Below are 20622 nucleotides of genomic sequence, written 5' to 3'. Positions count from 1 at the left end.
TCACAGCCGCACCGACATGCCGCCATCGACCGTCAGCACATGGCCGTTGACGAAGGAGGACGCGTCGCTGGCCAGAAACAGGGCAGCACCGGCGATTTCATCCGGCCTGCCCCAGCGTTCCAACGGCACTCGCAGCTTGGCAAAGGCGACCATGTCAGGATTTTCGGCAAGGGCCGCATTGGTTTCCGTGGCGAACATGCCCGGTGCAATGGCGTTGCTGGTGATGCCGCGCGCGCCATATTCGACAGCGATTGCGCGCATCAGCCCTGTCAGCCCCTGCTTGGCAACGGGATAGATCGCATCGCCCGGCCTGACGATGTGGCCGAGAATGGAGGTGATGGTGATGATGCGGCCGTAACCGTTGGTATTCATGGCTTGCGCGGCATCTCGCGACAACGAGACGGAGGAGGTGAGGTCGGTGCGGATAAGCTCCAGCACGTCCTCGTCGCTGAATTCGGAAAGCGGGCGGCGGTCGCGTGCGCCGACATTGTTGACGAGGATATCGAGATGGCCGAATTCGTCCATGATGCGGTGGACAAGGGCAGTTCCGGCGGCGGTATCGGCAATGTCGAAAGCGGCATAATCGGCTTTTCCGCCGGCATTGCGAAGTGTGTCTGCTGCCTGTTCCAGCGCCTCGGCGTTACGGCCGGTCAGCCACACATGGGCGCCAGCCTCGGCAAAGGCCCTGGCGATTTCGAAACCGAGACCGCGGCCGCTGCCGGTAATGATGGCGATGCGGTTTTCGAGAGAGAATTTTTTGAGAATGCCCATCGCTCACCTTCTTGCTTTAGAGCATCGGACCGAAAACCGTGTCGCGGTTTCGGAAAAGCCGATGCGGTTGGTCAAAGCCACGCAACGTCTTCGAGTTTGCGCATAGGCAAGAATATTCCACGCAGGGCAGAGGGCGAAAGGTCGCCTGTCCGGTCCGGCCGTTCGGTGGACATAAAAATGGCGTCGCCCGGTTGCGGGCGACGCCATGTCTTGGGTTATCAGGCAGCAGCCGACTTTGCGAGCGGCACTTCTGCAATCGTCTTCAGAACGACGGAAGCGATCTGGTAAGGGCAGCCCTGCGAGTTCGGACGACGGTCTTCGAGGTAACCACGGTAACCGTTGTTGACGAAGGAGTGTGGAACGCGGATCGAGGCGCCACGGTCGGCAACGCCGTAGGAGAACTTGTTCCACGGAGCGGTTTCGTGCTTGCCGGTCAGGCGCAGGTGGTTGTCCGGACCGTAAACGTCGATGTGCTCCTGCCAGTTCTTGGCGAAAGCGGCCATGAGGGCTTCGAAATACTCCTTGCCGCCAACTTCACGCATGAACTTGGTGGAGAAGTTGCAATGCATGCCCGAACCGTTCCAGTCGGTATCGCCGAGCGGCTTGCAATGGAATTCGACGTCGATGCCGTACTGTTCGCAAAGACGCAGCAGCAGGTAACGGGCGATCCAGATCTGGTCGGCGGCGCGCTTGGAGCCCTTGCCGAATACCTGGAATTCCCACTGGCCCTTGGCCACTTCGGCATTGATGCCTTCGTGGTTGATGCCGGCTTCGAGGCAGAGGTCGAGATGTTCTTCAACGATTTCGCGGGCAACCGAACCGACGTTCTTGAAGCCGACGCCGGTGTAATACGGACCTTGCGGAGCCGGGTAACCCTGCTCGGGGAAGCCGAGCGGGCGGCCGTCCTGGTAGAAGAAATATTCCTGTTCGAAGCCGAACCATGCGTCCTCGTCGTCGAGGATGGTCGCGCGGCTGTTCGATGCATGCGGGGTGACGCCGTCAGGCATCATGACTTCGCACATGACCAGTACGCCGTTGGTGCGGGCCGGATCGGGGTAGATCGCGACGGGCTTCAGCACGCAATCCGAAGAGTGGCCTTCGGCCTGCTGTGTGGACGAGCCATCAAAACCCCAAAGCGGCAGCTGCTCGAGCGTCGGGAATTCATCGAATTCCTTGACCTGTGTCTTGCCGCGCAGGTTGGGGACCGGCTTATAACCGTCAAGCCAGATGTACTCGAGTTTGAACTTAGTCATTACGAACCTCTCATAGGTAACAATGCGAAGCCTTGAGGCTTGCCGTGGCTTTCGCCACCGGAAGCACATTCGCGTTCAAGGGCTGGCCATATAGATGCATGCCGCGTGCCAGATTGGCGATGTTTTGCGGATTCTTCGAAAAATCTTTCAGGCATGCTCAGGGCTGAGGCGGCCGATATGGCCATTAACCGCTCATGCTGCACTGCGGCAGGTAAATCGAACCCCAATGTTTCGTCAGTGATTCCTAACAGATAGCGGGTGGCATCGCTCAAAATGCCCTGTTGCGGTGCAATGTTTTCGATTGCGAACGGCGGATCGGCATTTGCCCCAAAAACCGGCGCTTCCGGAATGGTTTTTCTTGCTGAATGATCATTTAATGCCTATATTTTTCGCAACGTGATTTTTTTTTAATCAGATGGAGCTAAACCAGAGCTAACGGGTTTGCTTCACGACCAAAGTGCTTCGATGCAAACAAAGTGAGATGTTCGATATGGCAACTGGCTTTCATCGCGAAACGGCAACGATCTTTCAATTTCCGGTCGGCGGACGCGCGGGGCTCTCAAAGTTCCGTAACATTGGGCTGAGCGATCTGGAGCGCGAGGCACGTCAGCCGCATGTCGATTTCGGCTCCTGGTATCATGACGACGCGATCCGCGACGAAGAGCGGGACGACAAGCCGCACGCTTGATGTGAAGCTTTGCTGATCGTTTCTTCTCCCCTGCCGGGGAGAAGGTGGCGCGAAGCGCCGGATGAAGGAACAACTTCTCAGTCTGTCTCCGACCTTCCACCCTCGACCCGCTGCCGCGCTCGTCTCCCTGGAGGAGAGGAAGCAAGTTGAAATGTCACGTTTCACATTGATTGCCCCGGCCGGGATTTCTCTCTCCCCAACACTCCCTGCAGCTTTCGCCACCCCGCCTACGTCAATTGACGTATACGGTTTCTCGCCCGCGAGATCGATAGTCCCTTCCAGCAGCGGTCAACGATGCCGCTGAAGCCCCACGAGGGCTAAACAAGGAGAGGGGTTCTTCCGATGACATTCCGCAAGACGCTTAGCGCCGCACTGCTCGGCGCAATCATGTCCACCACCGCCTTCCACGGCGCATTTGCCGCCGACGATACGATCAAGGTAGGCGTGCTGCATTCTCTTTCCGGCACCATGGCGATTTCAGAGACGACGCTGAAGGACGCCATGCTGATGCTCATCGACGAGCAGAACAAAAAGGGCGGCGTTCTCGGCAAGAAGCTCGAAGCCGTCGTGGTCGACCCGGCTTCCGACTGGCCGCTGTTTGCCGAAAAGGCCCGCCAGCTGATTTCGCAGGACAAGGTCGCCGCCGTTTTCGGTTGCTGGACATCCTCGTCGCGCAAATCCGTGCTGCCGGTTTTCGAAGAGCTGAATTCCCTGCTGTTCTACCCGGTTCAGTATGAGGGTGAAGAATCCTCCCGCAACATCTTCTACACCGGTGCGGCGCCCAACCAGCAAGCCATTCCGGCCGTCGATTACCTCGCCAGCACCGAAGGCGTCGAGCGCTGGGTTCTGGCCGGCACGGACTATGTCTATCCGCAGACAACCAACAAGATCCTGAAGGCCTACCTGATGTCGAAGGGCGTCAAGGAAGAGGACATCATGATCAACTACACGCCGTTCGGCCAGTCCGACTGGCAGACGATCGTGTCCGACATCAAGAAATTCGGCTCGGCCGGCAAGAAGACCGCCGTTGTCTCCACCATCAATGGTGACGCTAACGTGCCCTTCTACAAGGAACTGGCCAACCAGGGCATCAAGGCCGAGGATATTCCGGTCGTCGCCTTCTCGGTGGGCGAAGAGGAACTTGCCGGTCTCGATACCGCACCGCTGGTCGGCCACCTCGCCGCGTGGAATTATTTCCAGTCCGTCGATGCGCCCGTCAATGCCGAGTTCATCAAGACCTGGCACGCCTTCACCAAGAACGACAAGCGCGTGACCAACGACCCGATGGAAGCCGCCTATATCGGCTTCAACGCCTGGGTAAAGGCCGTCGAATCCGCCGGCACCACCGATACGGACAAGGTTCTCGACTCGATCATCGGCGTTTCGGTGCCAAACCTTTCGGGCGGTTATTCCACCGTCATGCCGAACCACCACATCACCAAGCCGGTGCTGATCGGCGAAATCCAGGCCGATGGGCAGTTCGAAATCGTGCAGCAGACGCCACAGGTCGTGGGTGACGAATGGTCGGATTATCTGCCTGACTCGAAGGACCTGATCTCGGATTGGCGCAAGCCGATGTCCTGCGGGAACTTCAACGTTGCGACCGGTAAGTGCGGCGGCAAGGGTAGCTGATAGGCGGGGTGTTGGGGCCGCCCTCTTTGCTGGGGGCGGCGCTTGAATAGTTGAAAACTGAACAAGCATGCCCCCTCTGCCTTGCCGGGCGTCTCCCCCACAGGTGGGGAGATCGACTCGTGGTGAGGCCCCGCATTTCTCGTCGGTTGAGATGGAGCGATGCGGGTGCACCTTGCCGATCTCCCTCCTTGTGGGGGGAGATGCCCGGCAGGGCAGGGGGGTAAGCCACATACTCATCGCCAGATAAAATACACCGCCGCTCCAAGGAACCCGACATGACGATCCGATCTTTTCTCGGAGCCATCTTCCTCTGGCTCACCCTGGGGATCGCCGCCCAATCCCTCGCGCAGAGCGATCCGAAGGCGCTGATCGACCAGCTCGGCACGGCTGACTTCAAGCAGGCCGAAACATTGATCGGCCAGATTGCTGCCACCGGCGACGCGCGGGTGGTGCCGGCGCTTGAGGCTTTTGCATCAGGCGATCTTTACGTGCGCAAGGCCGACAATCTGGTGTTCATGACCAAGCTGTCGGGTTCCAATTTCACGCTCATCGATCCGCTGACCGGCGAAAGCGCTGGCGAAGCGCCTAAGGCGGCGGTTACCAAGATCAGGGTCAACAACAATCTGCGCCGCGTCATCCGCGCCGCGATGGGCGGCCTGACGTTGCTCAGTCCGGAACGCTCGGTGCGGCTTTCCGCCGCCGATGCGGTTCTGAAAGCCCCCAGCGCCGAAAATCTGGAATTGCTGGAAGCGGCCATATCCAAGGAAACCGACAGTGAGGTGCGGACCCGGATGGAGGAGGCGCGGGCTGTCTCGCTGCTCTCCTCCGACCGGTCGCTTGAACAGAAGAAGGATGCGATTGCGACCATCAAGAAGCTTGGCGGACGCGACGCGATCGGCATTCTGATGGCGGCGTCCCCTTCGGTCGATCCAAGCCTGAAGCCTGATATCGACAGCGCGATATCAGGCATTCAAAGTGCGCTCGCCATCTGGGATTACGCGCAGAACATCTGGTACGGCCTGTCGCTCGGTTCCGTGCTGCTGCTGGCCGCCATCGGGCTTGCCATCACCTTCGGCGTCATGGGCATCATCAATATGGCGCATGGCGAGATGGTGATGATCGGCGCTTACTCCACCTTCATGGTGCAGGAGCTGATCCGCAGCCATTTCCCCGGCCTGTTCGACTGGTCACTGGCGATTGCGCTGCCGGCCGCCTTTCTGGTCACGGCCTGCGTCGGCCTTGTCATGGAGCGCGGTGTCATCCGCTATCTCTACGGGCGGCCGCTGGAAACGCTGCTCGCCACCTGGGGTATCTCGCTGATCCTGCAACAGGGCGTGCGTTCCATCTTCGGCCCGACCAACCGTGAGGTCGGCAGCCCGAGCTGGATGTCCGGCTCGTTCAGCGTTGGTTACCTCAACTTCACCTGGAACCGCGTGTGGATCGTCTGCTTCTCGCTTTCCGTCTTCTTCGCGCTGCTGGTGCTTTTGAAGCGCTCCGCCTTCGGCTTGCAGATGCGCGCTGTGACCCAGAACCGCCGCATGGCCTCTTCCATGGGCATTCGCACGCCCTGGGTGGATGCCTTCACCTTCGCGCTCGGTTCCGGCGTTGCCGGCCTTGCCGGCGTGGCGCTGTCGCAGATCGACAATGTTTCGCCCAATCTCGGCCAGAGCTACATTATCGACAGTTTCATGGTGGTGGTGTTCGGCGGGGTTGGCAATCTCTGGGGAACGCTGGTGGGTGCGCTGTCGCTCGGCGTGCTCAACAAGTTCCTTGAGCCGACGGTGGGCGCCGTGCTCGGCAAGATCCTCGTGCTCGTTCTCATCATCCTGTTCATCCAGAAGCGGCCGCGTGGTCTCTTCGCACTCAAGGGAAGGGCGATCGAAGCATGATTACCGGCTTCCTCCTGCGCGCGCTCGATCGCCGCATTTCCATCGCCATCGGCATCATCCTGGCCATCGCCGTGCTGGTGCCCGCCTCCAATCTGCTGTTGCCAGCCGACAGCGCGTTCCGCATCCCGACCTACATCATGTCGATGCTCGGCAAATATCTGGCCTATGCGCTGCTGGCGCTGGCGCTTGATCTGGTCTGGGGATATTGCGGCATTCTCTCGCTCGGCCACGCCGCCTTCTTCGCTCTCGGCGGTTATGCCATGGGCATGTATCTGATGCGGCAGATCGGCACGCGCGGTGTTTACGGCCATCCCGTGCTGCCTGACTTCATGGTGTTCCTCAACTGGAAGGAACTGCCGTGGTTCTGGCACGGCTTCGACATGTTCTGGTTTGCAGCACTGATGGTGCTGGTGGTGCCCGGCCTGCTCGCCTTCGTGTTCGGCTGGTTCGCCTTCCGCTCGCGCGTCAACGGCGTTTACCTCTCCATCATCACGCAGGCCATGACCTACGCCCTGCTGCTTGCCTTCTTCCGCAACGATATGGGTTTCGGCGGCAATAATGGTCTCACCGATTTCAAGGATATTCTCGGCTTTTCCGTGCAGGCGGATGGCACCCGTGCCGTGCTGTTTGCGATGACGGCCGTTATGCTGGCGATATCGCTGCTGATTGCATCCGGCATCGTCAATTCCAAATTCGGCAAGGTGCTGGTGGGCGTGCGCGATGCCGAAAGCCGGGTGCGCTTCCTCGGTTTCCGGGTGGAAAATATCAAGCTCTTTACCTTCGTCGTCTCGGCCATGATGGCGGGCATTGCCGGTGCGCTGTTCGTGCCACAGGTGGGCATCATCAATCCCGGCGAATTCTCCCCCGCCAACTCCATCGAGGTGGTGGTTTGGACCGCAGTCGGCGGGCGCGGCACGCTGATCGGGCCGATCATCGGCGCGCTGCTGGTCAATGGCGGCAAGAGCTATTTCACCGGCGCTTTCCCCGAATTCTGGCTATTTGCGCTGGGTGGGCTGTTCATCGCGGTGACGCTGTTCTTCCCCAAGGGCATCGTCGGCACCGTGCAGCATTATCTGGTCGGCCGGCGCGAAAAGCGTGTTGCGCGGGCGGCAAGTGCGGCCGGACAACCGGGCAATGACAGTGCTGCAACAGCGGCGCAACAGGCGGCGGAGTGAGGCTGACATGAACACGGTTTCCGAAAACAGAACCAAAAGCCTGCTTTATCTCGACGGTGTTTCCGTTTCCTTCGACGGGTTCAGGGCGCTCAATTCCCTGTCCTTCGTGGTGGAGCCGGGTGAGCTGCGGGCCATCATCGGTCCGAATGGCGCCGGCAAGACAACGATGATGGATATCATCACCGGCAAGACCCGGCCGGATACCGGCACGGTGCTGTTCGAAGACAGCATCGACCTCACGAAAAAGGACGAGGCGGATATTGCCCAGCTGGGCATCGGACGTAAATTCCAGAAGCCAACGGTGTTTGAAAGCCATACCGTCTGGGACAATCTGGAACTGGCGCTGAACCGCAAACGCGGCGTCTTCGCCACGCTGTTCTACAGGCTGACAGCGGAGGACAAGGCGCGTATCGAGGAGATCCTCGCCACCGTGCGTCTCAGCCACCGCCGCGGCGATCTCGCGGCCAATCTCTCGCACGGCCAGAAACAGTGGCTGGAAATCGGCATGCTGCTTGCGCAGGAGCCGAAGCTGCTTCTGGTAGACGAGCCGGTGGCCGGGATGACGGATGCGGAGACAGCCGAAACCGCCGTGCTTCTGAAAGAAATCGCCAAGACCCGCTCGGTCGTGGTGGTGGAGCACGACATGGGCTTCATCCGCGAGCTGGGCGTGAAGGTGACGTGTCTTGCCGAGGGCTCGGTGCTGGCTGAAGGGTCGATCGATTTTGTGTCCAGCGATCCGAAGGTGATCGAGAATTATCTGGGACGGTGATGGAAGCATCTGCGGCTTTACCCCCTCCCCCACAAGGGGGGAGATCAGCAAGGCTCTCTTCCACAACTTCGTGCTCTAAAGTCGAGATGGGCGAGACATAGCCGCGAATCGATCTCCCTCCTTGTGGGGGAGATGCCCGGCAGGGCAGAGGGGGGTAAGCGCCGCCCACCAAAGCATCAATGGAGTTGCACCATGCTGAACGTCGAAAACATCAACCTCCACTATGGCGCAGCACAGGCTCTGCGGGGCGTGTCGCTGAAAGCGGAGATGGGCAAGATCACCTGTGTTCTCGGCCGAAACGGCGTGGGCAAAAGCTCGTTGTTGCGCGCGGTCACCGGCCAGCATGCCATCAGTGGCGGGTCGATCAGCTTTGAAGGGGCGGCACTGGATGGGCTGGCGCCTTACCACCGGGCCAAGCGCGGCGTCGGCTACGTACCACAGGGGCGTGAAATCTTTCCGCTGCTCAGCGTGCAGGAAAACCTTGAAAGCGGTTATGCGCCACTGCCGCGCAAGGAGCGTTTCATTCCTGACGATATTTTCAGCCTGTTTCCGGTGCTGCAATCCATGCTTGGCAGACGCGGCGGCGACCTGTCCGGTGGCCAGCAGCAGCAGCTCGCCATCGGCCGGGCGCTGGTGACGCGGCCGAAAATCCTCGTTCTCGACGAGCCGACCGAAGGCATTCAGCCGTCGATCATCAAGGATATCGGCCGCGCAATCAAATATCTCAGGGATTCCACCGGTATGGCGATCCTGCTGGTCGAGCAATATCTGGATTTCTGCCGTGAGCTTGCCGACTATGTCTACATCATGGACCGGGGCGAAATTGTGCATGAGGGGCTTGCCGAAACGCTGGATACGCCCGAGGCGCGTCGCCATCTGACAGTATAAATCGAGACTAAAAGCCACGCACGCCGATCACGGTGTGCAAACGGCCGATTAATATTTTGAAAGTCTATGCGTGTCTGCATGGCTTTTATGCGGAATTTTAGCATTTCATTGAATAAACGCCTGTGATATTGGCAGCGAAAATGCTGCATGCGAGACACAGACGAAGTCTATTCGCACGCCGCGACAGTTGATCCCTTACATTCCACGCGCGTCCGACGTATCGTCGGGGAAACCGTGCCCAATAAAGGCGTGTCAATGCATCAAGACTTTGCCCTTGGCCGGGCTGCCCGGCTGTTCCGCTCCGCCCGCACCCTGTTTCTGGGTCTTGCGATCTGCGCGAGCGCGAGTGTCGCAGCGTCGGCCTCGACCTGCGGTCAGCTTGCTCAACCCGGCGTGGAACCGGGCAGGCATGATTTTTCCATTCTCTCCAGTGGTCAGAAACGCGAAGGCGTTTATTTCGTTCCATCGGCCTATGACGGAAAAAAACCGGTGCCTGTCGTGTTCGATTTCCACGGCTCCAACAGCAATCCGCACGGCCAGCTGAACCGCAGCGGCTGGGACAAGCTTGCCGAGCGCGACGGCCTGATGGTGGTGGCGCTGGCGGGCAGCCTCAATGGCGAAATGCCCGGCACCCATGCCTGGAATGTTCCTGGTGTTACCACGCGTCCCGGCGGGCTGGATGAGGTGAGCTTCATTCGCGATGCAATTGCCATGGTGAAAGGCAAGTTCTGCGTGGATGAGGAGCGATTTTACGGTTCCGGTTATTCCGGCGGTGGGCGCATGCTGTCGCAATTCATCTGCAATGGCAGCGCGGATTTCACCGCTGCCGGCTTCGTTGCATCGCTGCGCGCGGGTTACCCGCTTGAGACAGAGGGCAAATGGGGACCGGATGCGGCAAGCTGCAAGCCGGCGCGGCCGATGTCGATCATCGCCTTTGCGGGCCTGAAGGATCCGGCCAATCCCTATCAGGGCGGTGGCAAGTCCTACTGGCAATATGGCGGCGAGACGGCGCTGAAGCGCTGGGCGGAAATGGACGGCTGCAAGGGCGGCGCGAAAACCAGACCGGGCGAGAGCTTCACCGTCAATTCCTATGACGTCTGCAAGGGCGGCGCACGTATCCAGTCCTATGTCATTGACAATTGGGACCATGCCTGGCCGCGCGCCACCATGAAGGCGGAAGTGCTGGCAGCGTCGGCGGTCCTTACCCGCAAGCCGGGTGGCGAGCAGACGCCGAAGGCGGAACCCGCGGTGGAGCGCAAGATGCCCACAGGCGAAGTGACGCGCACGGTTGATGCGGCGGAAAGAATGTGGGATTTCTTCCGCAACACGGAAGGACAGATGGTGGTGGATGCCATCGTCAAAAAAGATTGCGGCGCCAAGGCCGGGTCCGCTTCCGCAACCGTTTCGGAGACCGCGTGCAGCCAGAACAGCAAGCCATCCGCCCTTCCGGTCTCGAAGACGGCGAACCTGCCCGGCAGCAGCGCGCCCGTGGCAGAGGACGCATTGTAACCAAGGCTGTCGAAGGTCGCAGCCGGCTGGACCAATTATTCCAGGAAGGTTGCGCCAAGATCCGCCTGCCGGATACGTTTTCCAACGAGATCGAGGCCATCCTCATCAACTCCTCCGGCGGATTGACCGGCGGAGATGAAGTGGAATGGCAGGCTGTTGCCGGGGCCGGCACCTCGCTGGTGGTGACGACGCAAGCCTGCGAGAAGGTCTACAAGGCATCCTCCGGAACCGCCACCGTCACCGCCCGCGTTTCCGCAGGGCCGGGCGCCCGGTTGCACTGGCTGCCGCAGGAAACCATTCTTTTCGACCGGGCGTCGCTGACCCGCAGGCTGGAAGCCGATCTCGACGTAACCTCCGAATTCATCGCCGTCGAAGCCGTGCTGCTCGGACGTCAGGCCATGGGCGAGGCGATGCAGCATGGCCTGTTCCGGGATCGCTGGCGCATTCGCCATGGCGGCCGGCTGGTACATGCCGAAGAGCTGCTGCTTGCGGGTGAAGTGGCCGAGCTGACTGCAAAACCGGCGGTGCTTGCCGGGCAGGTGGCCTTTGCCACGCTTCTTTATATCGGGCCACTGGCCGAGGCGCTTTTGCCTAAAATCCGGGCTATTGCCGGGGAAAGCGGCGGCGCCAGCGAATGGCAGGGCAAGCTTGTTGTGCGCGTGTCCGCCGCCGACGGTTTCTCCCTTAGAAAAATACTTTTTCCGATCATTTCGCTCTTGCGAAACGGCGCGCCAGTGCCGAAAGTCTGGAATCTGTAAAGCTCCGGATCGCCCGTTACCGGCGACCTTCCGGGGTCTGTCAAACAAGTCGGATCAGCCCCCGAAACACTGTGTTTTGCGGGGCAGGTGCGAAAGCTGCGGGACGACGATGAACCTTACTCCGAGAGAAAAAGACAAGCTGCTGATTTCCATGGCCGCCATGGTGGCGCGCCGCCGGCTGGAGCGTGGCGTGAAGCTGAATTACCCGGAAGCGATTGCGCTGATTACCGATTTCGTTGTCGAGGGCGCCCGCGATGGTCGCGCGGTGGCCGACCTGATGGAAGCCGGCGCGCATGTCATTTCCCGCGATCAGGTGATGGAGGGCATCGCCGACATGATCCATGATGTGCAGGTGGAAGCAACATTTCCCGACGGCACCAAGCTTGTGACCGTTCACGAACCGATACGCTGAGGGGGGACGATATGGCGCTGGAGCTTCGGCCCAATTGCGAATGCTGCGACCGTGATCTTGCCCCCGACAGCCGGGATGCGATGATCTGCTCGTTCGAATGCACCTTTTGCGCCGATTGCGCGACCGATGTGCTCAAAGGCGCCTGCCCGAATTGCGGCGGCGAGCTGGTTCGCAGGCCCATCCGCCCGGCGGCCAAACTCGTCAACAATCCGGCATCGACGACACGGGTGCTGAAGGCTGAAGGCTGCGCGGCAGCCACCGCTGCTTGAGAGAGACAAAGGGGAGCACCATGAAACCAGGCGAAATCATTGCCGCAGAGGGCACCATTGAACTCAATGCCGGCCAGCCGACGGTGACGATCGAAGTTGCCAATACCGGTGACCGGCCGGTGCAGGTGGGCAGCCATTACCATTTCTTCGAGACCAATGCGGGTCTTGTCTTCGACCGCGACAAGGTGCGCGGCATGCGTCTCGACATTCCGGCGGGCACTGCGGTTCGTTTCGAACCCGGCCAGAAGCGCGAAGTGACGCTGGTGCCGCTGTCCGGCAAGCGTGAGGTTTACGGGTTTCGTCAACAGATCATGGGGAGGTTATGAGATGGCGACGGCACATTATCACGGAAGTTGCCAATGCGGCGACGTGAGCTTCGAGGTCGATGCCGATCTCGACCACACGGTCGTGTGCAATTGCTCGCGCTGCAAGCGCCTGGGCTCGACGCTTGCCTTTGCGCCGCGCGAAAAATTCACCCTGCTTTCCGGCGACGACAAGCTGACGGAATATCTATTCAACAAGCACAAGATCCATCATCTTTTCTGCTCCACCTGCGGCATTGAGAGTTTTGCCTATGCCGATGGGCCGGATGGGACGCCGATGGTGGCGGTGAATACCAATTGTCTTGATGGTGTCGATCCGCGTGCGCTGAAGCCGCAGGCTTTCGATGGCGCGGCTGCCTGAGTGATGGCCATGACTTCGCAAAAATTCTGTTTCGGTGCGGCTGTCCTGCTGTCTCTTGCGGCGTCTTCCGCATTTGCCGATGACGCGCCCGATTGCACCTCGCCGCAAACGCAGGCCGATATGACCATCTGCGCCGGCAAGGATTACGAAAAGGCCGACAAGCAGTTGAACGCCGCCTACCAGAAGGTTCGCAAGCAGCTTGCCGAGCGTGACAAGACAGCAGACGAAAGCGGCAAGGGTGCCGTGGATGCATTGGTTGCCGCCCAGCGTGCCTGGGTGGCGTTTCGCGATGCCAATTGTGATGCCTTCGGGTTTCAGGCGCGTGGCGGCACGATGGAGCCTATGCTGGTTTCCTCATGCCTGGCCGATATGAGCAACAAGCGCGCTGACGAACTGCGCCAGTTGTCCGAAGGTTTCTGAACGGTATGGGGCGGCGGATCATGATTGTCGGAAACGGAGAAATGCCGCAGGGCGTGGCTGATCTCATCGACCTTTCCGACATCGTCATCCGCTTTAACGATTGCCGTTCTCTGGGCGCTGGCGGCAGCCGCACGGATGTGGTGGCCGTTTGCAACACCGGCCGGCCCGGCCGCGAGATGAGCGAACGGGCCGCGTGGCGCGACAATGACGGGGTGCAGCAGGCTTCCGCCATCTGGTCGGTGCGCGATCCCGCGAAATTTTCGCAGATGGAGCCGGATATCCGCGCTCGCTGGCCCGAACTGACTGATTTTTGTGCCGACTATACCGCCGGTTTCGCGGCAATAGCCGAAGAGACCGGCAAGAGCCACATCGTCATTCCGCGCGGGGTGCATGAGCGGCTTGATCACGCATTGCAGGTCTATGCGCCGGCCACTTACGTCTGCCCGAGCACCGGGCTTCTTGCCATTGCCCATGTTCTGGAGACCGTGAGCGGCGGTGATGACGAGGTGGCGATTGCGGGCTTTGGTCATCACGGCTGGAACGGGCATCCGTTTGCCGCCGAAAAACAGCTTGTAGAGGCCCTCACACACGAGGGCCGGCTGACACGAATTTCTCCCATATCGATTTTCTCCGCGTCCGAAGGAGCCTGAACCCATGCCTTACAAGATTTCCCGCGCCGCCTATGCCGGCATGTTCGGCCCGACCGTCGGCGACAAGGTGCGTCTTGCCGATACCGAACTCTTCATCGAGATCGAGAAGGACTACACGACCTACGGCGAGGAAGTAAAATTCGGCGGTGGCAAGGTCATTCGCGACGGCATGGGCCAGAGCCAGGCGACGCGGGCCGAGGGCGCTGTCGATACCGTCATCACCAACGTCGTCATCGTCGACCATAGCGGCATCTACAAGGCGGATGTGGGCCTGAAGAACGGGCGCATCCACGCCATCGGCAAGGCGGGCAATCCCGATACGCAGCCGGGCGTGACGATCATCGTCGGCCCTTCGACGGAGGCGATTGCCGGCGAAGGCAAGATTCTGACTGCCGGCGGCATGGATGCACATATCCATTTCATCTGCCCGCAGCAGATCGAGGAAGCGCTGATGAGCGGCGTTACCTGCATGCTGGGCGGCGGTTCCGGCCCCGCGCATGGCACGCTTGCCACCACCTGCACCGGCGCGTGGCACATCGAGCGGATGATTGAGAGCTTCGACGCTTTCCCGATGAACCTCGCCTTGGCGGGCAAGGGCAATGCTTCGTTGCCCGCGCCGCTGGAAGAGATGATCCTTGCCGGTGCCTCATCGCTGAAGTTGCACGAGGACTGGGGCACGACACCCGCCGCCATCGACAATTGCCTGACGGTGGCTGACGAATATGACGTGCAGGTGATGATCCACACCGATACGCTGAACGAGAGCGGTTTCGTGGAAGACACGGTTGCCGCCATCAAGGGCCGCACCATCCATGCCTTCCACACCGAAGGGGCAGGCGGTGGCCATGCGCCCGATATCATCAAGGTCTGCGGCAATCCGAACGTCATTCCGTCTTCCACCAACCCGACGCGGCCCTACACCATCAATACGCTAGCCGAACATCTGGATATGCTGATGGTGTGCCACCACCTGTCGTCGTCCATCCCTGAGGATATCGCCTTTGCCGAAAGCCGCATCCGCAAGGAAACCATCGCGGCGGAGGATATTCTCCACGATATCGGCGCGTTCTCGATCATTTCCTCCGACAGCCAGGCCATGGGCCGTGTCGGCGAAGTGGCGATCCGCACCTGGCAGACGGCTGACAAGATGAAGCGCCAGCGTGGCCGCCTGAAGGAAGAGACGGGCGAAAACGACAATTTCCGCGTCCGCCGTTACATCGCCAAATATACTATCAACCCGGCCATCGCGCAGGGCGTCAGCCATGAGATCGGCTCGATCGAAGTCGGCAAGCGTGCCGATCTGGTGTTGTGGAACCCGGCATTCTTCGGCGTGAAGCCGGAAATGGTGTTGCTCGGCGGTTCCATCGCCGCGGCACCGATGGGTGATCCGAATGCCTCCATTCCCACACCGCAGCCGATGCATTACCGCCCGATGTTTGCCGCCTATGGCAAGCTGCGCACCAATTCCTCGGTCACTTTCGTGTCTCAGGCGTCGCTGGATGCCGGCCTGGCGGGGCGTCTCGGTGTTGCCAAGAAGCTGATGGCGGTGAAGAACGTGCGCGGCGGCATTTCCAAGGCCTCGATGATCCACAATTCGCTGACCCCGCATATCGAGGTCGACCCGGAAACGTATGAGGTGCGCGCCGATGGCGAGCTTCTGACCTGCGAACCGGCGACGGTGCTGCCGATGGCGCAGCGTTATTTCCTGTTCTGACGGCGTTTCGTGGTGAGATTTATCACGAGGTGGATCGGCGGTGGCCTGCTGCTGATCATCCTGCTTCTTGTGCTCGGCACCGTCGTGCCGCGACCCTTTTTTGCCGATGAAACAAGCGGCGTGAGGGATCGCGAGATATTGCTGTTATCCAACCCGATCCATACCGATATCGCCCTGCCTGTTGATGACGATCTGCGGCGGGTCTTTTCCGAATTGCAGGAGGGCGGTATCGCGGTTAACCATCCGGCTGCTGCCTATCTGGTGTTCGGCTGGGGTGGCCGGTCGTTTTACATACAGACGCCGACATGGGCCGACCTGAAGCCGATGCCGGTCGTGCGCTCTCTGACACTCGACCAGTCGGTGATGCATGTGGATGTGACGGGGGATTTTCCCGCCGACCTTGCCGGGGTGAAGCGCCTTCGCATTTCCGAAGTGGGATATCAGCGACTTGTGGCGGGCATTCGTGCGAGTTTCCTGCGGGACAATGGCAAAGTTCAGCTTATCCCCGGTGCTTCCTACAGCCTGACGGATGGGTTTTTCGAGGCGAATGGCTGGTTCAATGCGCTGGCCGGCTGCAACACGTGGTCTGCCGCCATGTTGCGGCAAGCCGGCATTCGCACCGGCTGGTGGACACCGTTGCCGCCACTGTTGCGCTGGTCGGTAGCGCTGCACAATTGATCTTCCCGCGGTGCGACGTTTCGTTGATTTGACGTCTGGTAATCCGATTTTTATGCTGCACCGCAGCGCATCTTGCGCTAAAGAAACGGCAAAAGAATTCCGTGCGGACCGGTCCCAAGCGATCCGTGCAAAACGCCAGAAAATTGAAGACAGATCAGGAGACAAGACATGCTCGGCAAAAAAGTGCCCGCCGTTACCTTCCGCACGCGTGTTCGCGACGAGGCCGTTGGTGGCCCCAACCCTTTCCGTTGGCAGGACGTGACCTCCGACGACTACTTCAAGGGCAAAAAGGTCGTTCTCTTCTCGCTGCCCGGCGCTTTCACGCCCACCTGCTCGACCTACCAGCTTCCCGATTTCGAAAAGCTCGCGGGCGAATTCCGCGCGCTCGGCGTCGATGAAATCTATTGCCTGTCGGTCAACGACGCCTTCGTGATGAATGCATGGGCAAAGGGCCAGAACCTCGAAAACGTCAAGGTCATTCCTGACGGTTCGGGCGAGTTCACCCGCAAGATGGGCATGCTGGTCGCCAAGGACAATCTCGGTTTCGGCATGCGCTCCTGGCGTTACGCCGCCGTCATCAACGACGGTCTGGTGGAGCAGTGGTTCGAGGAAGAGGGCTATTGCGACAATAGCGATACCGACCCTTACGGCGTTTCCTCGCCGCAGAACATTCTGGAAAACCTGAAAAGCCGCGTTGCGGCCTGATTGCGGTTTGCTCTTTTGACAAGGCCCGGCAGCGATGCCGGGCTTTTTCGTTTTCCGAGACGCGTTCGACCTGAAAACACGCCTTGAAATCGGCCGGGCTATCCGTCAACAATCGGAACCCCAAGACTGTTTCTGAAATGGATCATCCCATGCTGCGCGTCACGTCCTATCACCCCGCCGGAACTCCAGCCGACGAACCTTCCGGTTATGTCACTCTCGCGCATGACCAGCGGCATCTGCGCCGCAAGCTGCTGCATTTGCAGAACGACGAGATGGTGATGCTGGATTTGAAGGAAGCCGTGCTGTTTGCCCATGGCGACCTGCTGGTGGTGGAGAACGGTGATCTGGTGGAGGTTCGCGCTGCGGACGAAAAGCTGTTCGAAATCAAGGCGAAGGACCGTCTTCACCTGATCGAGCTTGCCTGGCATCTGGGCAACCGGCACCTTTCGGCGCAGATCGAGGAGGAGCGTATTCTCATCCTGCGTGACCACGTGATCCGCGCCATGCTGGAAGGCCTTGGCGCAACAGTGCGTGATGTGGAAGAACCTTTCCAGCCGGCGCGCGGTGCCTATCACGCCCATGGCGGCCATTCCCACGATCACGGGCATGACCATGGTCACCATCACGACCATGGCTGAGGCATGAGCGAAGATCGCGGCGTTGCCGCGCTGCTGCGGCTCATGGCCTGGATGTCGCCTGCCTTTCCCATCGGCGGTTTTTCCTATTCCGGCGGCCTTGAAAAGGCGGTGGAGGACCGGCGCGTCCGTGATGCCGCCGGTCTTTACGGCTGGGTGGAGGTGCTTCTGCGTTCCGGCAGTCTGTGGAACGATGCGGTATTTCTGGCTGATGCCTGGCGTAATGGAACGGACGCCGTCGCCCTGAGTGAAGCGGCGGATCTGGCTCGCGCGCTCGCCGGTTCTGCGGAGCGCTACCGCGAGACGGTGCTCCTCGGCGATGCCTTCGTTGCCGCCGCCGGCGCCTGGCCGAACGCGGTTCTTGAGCTGTTGCCGAAAGAGGTTCCTTATCCTGTTGCCATAGGTGCGGTGGCGGCAGGGCATGGCGTGCCGCTTCGGGAAACGGTTGCCGCATTCCTGCATGCCGGTGTCTCGCAGATCGTCTCCGCCGGTATCCGCCTCGGCGTCGCGGGGCAGAAGGACGGCGTTGCCATTCTCGCCGCAAGCGAGGCGACGATCGGCGAAATGGCGGCACGGGCCGTGCAATCCACGCTCGACGATCTCGGCAGCGCCACTGTTATCGCCGACACCGCGACCATGCGGCACGAGATGCAGGGAACGCGGCTTTTCCGCTCCTGAATATCTCGCCGCAATGCAGCATTACCGCCCTTGAAGCGGTCGTGTGAAGCGTTATGGTGGGGCAACATCAAAGCATATTGAAGGGAACATGGTTGTGACATCGGGCATGAAATCGGGCAACGGTCCGCTGCGCGTCGGTATTGGCGGGCCGGTCGGTTCCGGCAAGACCGCGCTGACGGAAAAGCTTTGCAAGGCGATGAGCGCCGATTATTCCGTCGCCGTCGTCACCAACGATATCTACACCAAGGAAGATGCCGAGGCACTGGTGCGCATGCAGGCGCTGCCGTCCGAGCGTATCGTTGGAGTGGAGACGGGCGGATGTCCGCATACCGCCATCCGTGAAGATGCGACGATCAATCTGCAGGCGATTGCCGGTCTCAATGCGCGCTTTCCCGATCTCGATGTTGTCTTCATCGAATCCGGTGGCGATAATCTTGCGGCGACCTTCTCGCCCGATCTTGCCGACATCACCATCTATGTGATCTCCGTCTGCCAAGGCGAGGAAATTCCGCGCAAGGGCGGGCCGGGCATCACCCGCTCGGACTTGCTGGTCATCAACAAGAAAGACCTTGCCCCTTACGTCGGCGCTGATTTGACGGTGATGGACAGTGACGCCACGCGCATGCGCAATGCCATGCCTTTCGTCTTTACCGACATGAAGCGCGGCGAGGGGGTCGATCGCATCGTCGGTTTCCTGAAAGAGCAGGGCGGTCTCTAAGACATGACCACGCCCCTCCGTTTTGGTCCCTATGACGTTTCCCGTTTTGTCGATGGTGTCTACAAGGCGCCTGTCGGTCACCTCATCCACCGGCAGGGCGAGGATGCGCTGGCGGCGGCGCTTGCCGGGTACGAGGGCGAAACGGTGGATATGGACGTCAACTGTTTTGTGCTGTCAGGGCCTGATGGTATTTCACTGATAGACACCGGTTGCGGCACGGCCTGGGGGCCGACCTACGGCCATGCCCGTGCGGGGATGATTACCGCTGGGATTCAGCCTGATGATGTCAGCCGTGTTATCCTCACCCATATTCACGGCGACCATGCGCTGGGACTTATCGACGGCGACCAGCCTTATTTTCCCAATGCGGACATATGGGTGCCCGAGGCCGATCTTGCCTTTTTCACCAGCGAGGATGCGCGCAAGACATTGCCGACTGCGCGGCAGGGCGCTTTCGATATTGCCGCCCGGCTGCTCGACATTTGTGGGGCCATGCTGCGGCCAATCCCAACTGGCAGGATTGCCGAGGGTATTGAGGCCATCGCCATGCCCGGCCATACGCCTGGCCATACCGGCTATCTCATCGGTAACGGCGATGACCGGCTGTTATTGTGGGGCGATGTGCTGCATGTGAGCGCGTTGCAGGCGGACGATCCGGGTATTGGTTTCGTCTATGATATCCATTCCGAAACCGCATACTCGACACGTCTCAATGCCCTGACCCAGGTTGCCGATCACGGCTGGCTGGTTTCCGGCGGCCATCTCGGCGGGTTTTTCCGCATCGAGCGAGAGGGCGATCGCTTCCGCTTCGTGCCGCAGCCGGTCTGATATCCGGCTGGACAAAAAATTGGAGGACGGGATACCCGCAGGCGTCCCGTCCTCTTCCTCTCCCCGGTACTTCTTCAAATCTGCTTCAGCGCCGCGACATCATTGACCTGCACGATGCGGCCGCGAACGGTGACGCCCGCCTTTTTCAGTGCGGAGAAAGCGCGCGACAGCGCTTCCGGCGCAAGGCCGAGCTTGCCGGCGAGCAGGCTTTTCTGGAACGGCAGACGCAGCGAAAAGGACGTAGCGTCGCGGGGCCCCTGATTGATCAGGTAATGGGCAACGCGTTGCGGCGCGGTTTGCAGCCGGTCGTTGGCAATGCAATCCATGGTGCCGAGCAGGCTGTTGGAGAGGCAGCGCATCACGGCCTTGGCGATTGCCGGTTCCTGATCTACAAGGCTGCGGATTCTTGCCAGCTCGAAACGCGCCACGGTGCAGCTTTCCGCCGCCTGCGCGCTGTAACGATAGCTGTCGCTGCCGAAGATCAGGCATTCGTTGAAGGTGTCGCCCGGACCGCTGACACGCACATCCGCCTCGCGCCCGTGCCTGTCCAGCCGGTAAAGGCGGACATACCCAGACAACACGCAGTAGAAATGTTGCGCTGCCTCGCCCTCCTTGAAGAGCACATGGCGGGCATTGAGATTGGTGACGGTTGCCGCCTCCATCAGTTTCAACGCCGCCGCTTCATCCGCAATCCCTATCAGGGGCACGCGCAGCAGAATGTTCCTGTCCCTGTTGCTCAGCTTTACGGTCTTGTTCACGTCCATCCGGCTCCCGCTCAAACCTTTTGCCGGGTTGTCCGAAGCGATACGAAACCGGGGATGTTCCTTTTCCCTCACGCCTATCTGAAAAGAGCTCATCGCATTATCCTTCGACCGGCAATTCCCGATGCGAGGGAGATT

At 60.3% G+C, this 20622-nt stretch carries 24 protein-coding genes; 21 read left to right on the top strand and 3 right to left on the bottom strand.

The window, feature by feature from the left end; genetic code table 11:
* Both CRP02_RS23305 and CRP02_RS23300 read right to left on the bottom strand, forming a co-directional pair.
* The gene (locus CRP02_RS23305; protein WP_097172418.1) at positions 1-771 is read right to left on the bottom strand and encodes an SDR family oxidoreductase; all 771 of its coding nucleotides are present in this window, start codon (positions 769-771) and stop codon (positions 1-3) included.
* 218 nt (positions 772-989) lie between these two features.
* Positions 990-2024, bottom strand: coding sequence for a glutamine synthetase beta-grasp domain-containing protein (locus tag CRP02_RS23300; RefSeq protein ID WP_003510168.1), 1035 nt, complete (start codon positions 2022-2024; stop codon positions 990-992).
* Between the two features lie 481 nt (positions 2025-2505).
* On the opposite strand from CRP02_RS23300, the gene CRP02_RS23295 reads away from it, so the two are divergent.
* From CRP02_RS23295 to aidB, 21 genes are all read left to right on the top strand, one after another.
* Positions 2506-2712, top strand: a complete 207-nt coding sequence (locus CRP02_RS23295; protein ID WP_003513926.1) for a DUF2735 domain-containing protein — start codon at positions 2506-2508, stop codon at positions 2710-2712.
* Positions 2713-3054: 342 nt separating this feature from the next.
* The gene (gene urtA / locus CRP02_RS23290) at positions 3055-4344 is read left to right on the top strand and encodes an urea ABC transporter substrate-binding protein (RefSeq protein ID WP_097100797.1); all 1290 of its coding nucleotides are present in this window, start codon (positions 3055-3057) and stop codon (positions 4342-4344) included.
* Between the two features lie 275 nt (positions 4345-4619).
* On the top strand, positions 4620-6233 hold the full coding sequence (gene urtB / locus CRP02_RS23285; protein WP_097172417.1) for an urea ABC transporter permease subunit UrtB: 1614 nt from the start codon (positions 4620-4622) through the stop codon (positions 6231-6233).
* On the top strand, positions 6230-7408 hold the full coding sequence (gene urtC, locus CRP02_RS23280) for an urea ABC transporter permease subunit UrtC (RefSeq protein ID WP_097172416.1): 1179 nt from the start codon (positions 6230-6232) through the stop codon (positions 7406-7408). The genes urtB and urtC overlap by 4 nt, the downstream gene beginning before the upstream one ends.
* Before the next feature lie 7 nt (positions 7409-7415).
* Entirely contained in the window at positions 7416-8177 is a 762-nt protein-coding gene (urtD, locus tag CRP02_RS23275) for an urea ABC transporter ATP-binding protein UrtD (RefSeq protein WP_003513917.1), read from the top strand.
* A gap of 192 nt (positions 8178-8369) precedes the next feature.
* On the top strand, positions 8370-9065 hold the full coding sequence (gene urtE, locus CRP02_RS23270; protein WP_003513916.1) for an urea ABC transporter ATP-binding subunit UrtE: 696 nt from the start codon (positions 8370-8372) through the stop codon (positions 9063-9065).
* A 255-nt stretch (positions 9066-9320) separates the two neighbouring features.
* Positions 9321-10574 carry an alpha/beta hydrolase family esterase gene (locus CRP02_RS23265; protein ID WP_097172415.1) on the top strand — a complete coding sequence of 418 codons (1254 nt, stop codon included), beginning with the start codon at positions 9321-9323 and terminating at the stop codon, positions 10572-10574.
* Positions 10481-11332 carry an urease accessory protein UreD gene (locus tag CRP02_RS23260; RefSeq protein ID WP_179784109.1) on the top strand — a complete coding sequence of 284 codons (852 nt, stop codon included), beginning with the start codon at positions 10481-10483 and terminating at the stop codon, positions 11330-11332. The genes CRP02_RS23265 and CRP02_RS23260 overlap by 94 nt, the downstream gene beginning before the upstream one ends.
* A gap of 109 nt (positions 11333-11441) precedes the next feature.
* Positions 11442-11744 carry an urease subunit gamma gene (locus CRP02_RS23255; protein WP_003513909.1) on the top strand — a complete coding sequence of 101 codons (303 nt, stop codon included), beginning with the start codon at positions 11442-11444 and terminating at the stop codon, positions 11742-11744.
* 11 nt (positions 11745-11755) lie between these two features.
* Positions 11756-12013, top strand: a complete 258-nt coding sequence (locus tag CRP02_RS23250) for a DUF1272 domain-containing protein (RefSeq protein ID WP_013636714.1) — start codon at positions 11756-11758, stop codon at positions 12011-12013.
* Between the two features lie 20 nt (positions 12014-12033).
* On the top strand, positions 12034-12339 hold the full coding sequence (locus tag CRP02_RS23245) for an urease subunit beta (protein WP_003491734.1): 306 nt from the start codon (positions 12034-12036) through the stop codon (positions 12337-12339).
* A gap of 1 nt (position 12340) precedes the next feature.
* Complete coding sequence (locus CRP02_RS23240; RefSeq protein ID WP_003513905.1) at positions 12341-12697, top strand: GFA family protein; 357 nt, start codon at positions 12341-12343, stop codon at positions 12695-12697.
* A 9-nt stretch (positions 12698-12706) separates the two neighbouring features.
* Positions 12707-13117 carry a lysozyme inhibitor LprI family protein gene (locus CRP02_RS23235; RefSeq protein WP_097172899.1) on the top strand — a complete coding sequence of 137 codons (411 nt, stop codon included), beginning with the start codon at positions 12707-12709 and terminating at the stop codon, positions 13115-13117.
* 5 nt (positions 13118-13122) lie between these two features.
* A complete protein-coding gene (locus tag CRP02_RS23230) occupies positions 13123-13767 on the top strand; it encodes a Urease operon accessory protein (RefSeq protein ID WP_179784108.1) in 645 nt (214 codons plus the stop codon).
* Positions 13768-13771: 4 nt separating this feature from the next.
* The gene (gene ureC / locus CRP02_RS23225; protein WP_013636712.1) at positions 13772-15481 is read left to right on the top strand and encodes an urease subunit alpha; all 1710 of its coding nucleotides are present in this window, start codon (positions 13772-13774) and stop codon (positions 15479-15481) included.
* A gap of 9 nt (positions 15482-15490) precedes the next feature.
* Complete coding sequence (locus tag CRP02_RS23220) at positions 15491-16159, top strand: TIGR02117 family protein (RefSeq protein WP_179784107.1); 669 nt, start codon at positions 15491-15493, stop codon at positions 16157-16159.
* A 168-nt stretch (positions 16160-16327) separates the two neighbouring features.
* The gene (locus tag CRP02_RS23215) at positions 16328-16864 is read left to right on the top strand and encodes a peroxiredoxin (protein ID WP_097172413.1); all 537 of its coding nucleotides are present in this window, start codon (positions 16328-16330) and stop codon (positions 16862-16864) included.
* Between the two features lie 149 nt (positions 16865-17013).
* Positions 17014-17502, top strand: coding sequence for an urease accessory protein UreE (ureE, locus tag CRP02_RS23210; protein WP_179784106.1), 489 nt, complete (start codon positions 17014-17016; stop codon positions 17500-17502).
* A gap of 3 nt (positions 17503-17505) precedes the next feature.
* Entirely contained in the window at positions 17506-18177 is a 672-nt protein-coding gene (locus CRP02_RS23205) for an urease accessory protein UreF (protein ID WP_179784105.1), read from the top strand.
* A gap of 106 nt (positions 18178-18283) precedes the next feature.
* Positions 18284-18895 carry an urease accessory protein UreG gene (gene ureG, locus CRP02_RS23200; RefSeq protein ID WP_013636707.1) on the top strand — a complete coding sequence of 204 codons (612 nt, stop codon included), beginning with the start codon at positions 18284-18286 and terminating at the stop codon, positions 18893-18895.
* Between the two features lie 3 nt (positions 18896-18898).
* A complete protein-coding gene (gene aidB, locus CRP02_RS23195) occupies positions 18899-19723 on the top strand; it encodes an AidB family quorum-quenching N-acyl homoserine lactonase (protein ID WP_097172411.1) in 825 nt (274 codons plus the stop codon).
* Positions 19724-19797: 74 nt separating this feature from the next.
* Here aidB and CRP02_RS23190 read toward each other — a convergent pair whose 3' ends face one another.
* Positions 19798-20487 carry a Crp/Fnr family transcriptional regulator gene (locus CRP02_RS23190; protein ID WP_097100788.1) on the bottom strand — a complete coding sequence of 230 codons (690 nt, stop codon included), beginning with the start codon at positions 20485-20487 and terminating at the stop codon, positions 19798-19800.
* Positions 20488-20622: the final 135 nt, after the last annotated feature.

The organism is Rhizobium sp. AN5 (assembly GCF_900215255.1).
Lineage (GTDB): Bacteria > Pseudomonadota > Alphaproteobacteria > Rhizobiales > Rhizobiaceae > Agrobacterium > Agrobacterium tumefaciens.
The sequence above is the reverse complement of the archived record's forward strand: the minus strand, read 5'-3'. Positions and strand labels throughout refer to the sequence as shown.

Coding starts and splice junctions, on each gene's coding strand:
- CRP02_RS23305 (WP_097172418.1), bottom strand. CDS start 771: ATGGGCATTCTCAAAAAATTCTCTCTCGAAAACCGCATCGCCATCATT.
- CRP02_RS23245 (WP_003491734.1), top strand. CDS start 12,034: ATGAAACCAGGCGAAATCATTGCCGCAGAGGGCACCATTGAACTCAAT.
- CRP02_RS23300 (WP_003510168.1), bottom strand. CDS start 2,024: ATGACTAAGTTCAAACTCGAGTACATCTGGCTTGACGGTTATAAGCCG.
- CRP02_RS23265 (WP_097172415.1), top strand. CDS start 9,321: ATGCATCAAGACTTTGCCCTTGGCCGGGCTGCCCGGCTGTTCCGCTCC.
- CRP02_RS23235 (WP_097172899.1), top strand. CDS start 12,707: ATGACTTCGCAAAAATTCTGTTTCGGTGCGGCTGTCCTGCTGTCTCTT.
- ureG (WP_013636707.1), top strand. CDS start 18,284: ATGAAATCGGGCAACGGTCCGCTGCGCGTCGGTATTGGCGGGCCGGTC.
- CRP02_RS23255 (WP_003513909.1), top strand. CDS start 11,442: ATGAACCTTACTCCGAGAGAAAAAGACAAGCTGCTGATTTCCATGGCC.
- urtB (WP_097172417.1), top strand. CDS start 4,620: ATGACGATCCGATCTTTTCTCGGAGCCATCTTCCTCTGGCTCACCCTG.
- ureC (WP_013636712.1), top strand. CDS start 13,772: ATGCCTTACAAGATTTCCCGCGCCGCCTATGCCGGCATGTTCGGCCCG.
- ureE (WP_179784106.1), top strand. CDS start 17,014: ATGCTGCGCGTCACGTCCTATCACCCCGCCGGAACTCCAGCCGACGAA.
- CRP02_RS23295 (WP_003513926.1), top strand. CDS start 2,506: ATGTTCGATATGGCAACTGGCTTTCATCGCGAAACGGCAACGATCTTT.
- CRP02_RS23215 (WP_097172413.1), top strand. CDS start 16,328: ATGCTCGGCAAAAAAGTGCCCGCCGTTACCTTCCGCACGCGTGTTCGC.
- CRP02_RS23250 (WP_013636714.1), top strand. CDS start 11,756: ATGGCGCTGGAGCTTCGGCCCAATTGCGAATGCTGCGACCGTGATCTT.
- urtC (WP_097172416.1), top strand. CDS start 6,230: ATGATTACCGGCTTCCTCCTGCGCGCGCTCGATCGCCGCATTTCCATC.
- urtD (WP_003513917.1), top strand. CDS start 7,416: ATGAACACGGTTTCCGAAAACAGAACCAAAAGCCTGCTTTATCTCGAC.
- aidB (WP_097172411.1), top strand. CDS start 18,899: ATGACCACGCCCCTCCGTTTTGGTCCCTATGACGTTTCCCGTTTTGTC.
- urtA (WP_097100797.1), top strand. CDS start 3,055: ATGACATTCCGCAAGACGCTTAGCGCCGCACTGCTCGGCGCAATCATG.
- CRP02_RS23230 (WP_179784108.1), top strand. CDS start 13,123: ATGGGGCGGCGGATCATGATTGTCGGAAACGGAGAAATGCCGCAGGGC.
- CRP02_RS23205 (WP_179784105.1), top strand. CDS start 17,506: ATGAGCGAAGATCGCGGCGTTGCCGCGCTGCTGCGGCTCATGGCCTGG.
- CRP02_RS23240 (WP_003513905.1), top strand. CDS start 12,341: ATGGCGACGGCACATTATCACGGAAGTTGCCAATGCGGCGACGTGAGC.
- CRP02_RS23190 (WP_097100788.1), bottom strand. CDS start 20,487: ATGGACGTGAACAAGACCGTAAAGCTGAGCAACAGGGACAGGAACATT.
- urtE (WP_003513916.1), top strand. CDS start 8,370: ATGCTGAACGTCGAAAACATCAACCTCCACTATGGCGCAGCACAGGCT.